Here is a 346-nt window from a genome sequence, read left to right as displayed (position 1 = left end):
GCCGAGCCCGCCAGTCGGCGCATCAGGGTCGAAGATGGTCACGACAATGCTCTTCGTGCCGCGCGGAACGTGAGCCCATGAAATGCGCGGCGAAACGTTGTTACCGTGACAGCCAAAACCTCCGTATACCTGCTCGTTCGAAAAGTGCCCGTCACGCAGGTCGTCGACCCTGATCGTGAACGGCTCGGCGCCGGCTATCGCGGGGATGACCGCCAGCGCCATCGACGTGCATAAAATTGCGGGCAACAAACTCTTCACTCTCATGATGCGCTCCGTTGAAGGATGAAAGATGCGTGCAACCGGTATCAACGGCACCGCATTGATCTGCCGCGGTCACACCAGGGCA

At 59.8% G+C, this 346-nt stretch carries 1 pseudogene; it reads right to left on the bottom strand.

Annotated features, from left to right (window positions below):
• A pseudogene (locus SB753_RS35545) lies at positions 1 to 264 on the bottom strand (YbhB/YbcL family Raf kinase inhibitor-like protein); the annotation flags it as partial.
• Between the last annotated feature and the right edge of the window lie 82 nt (positions 265 to 346).

Source organism: Paraburkholderia sp. SIMBA_053 (assembly GCF_046534895.1).
In the GTDB taxonomy this organism is placed as follows: Bacteria; Pseudomonadota; Gammaproteobacteria; order Burkholderiales; family Burkholderiaceae; genus Paraburkholderia; species Paraburkholderia caledonica.
Note: the sequence above shows the minus strand (reverse complement) of the source record. Positions and strands in the feature narration are given on the sequence as shown.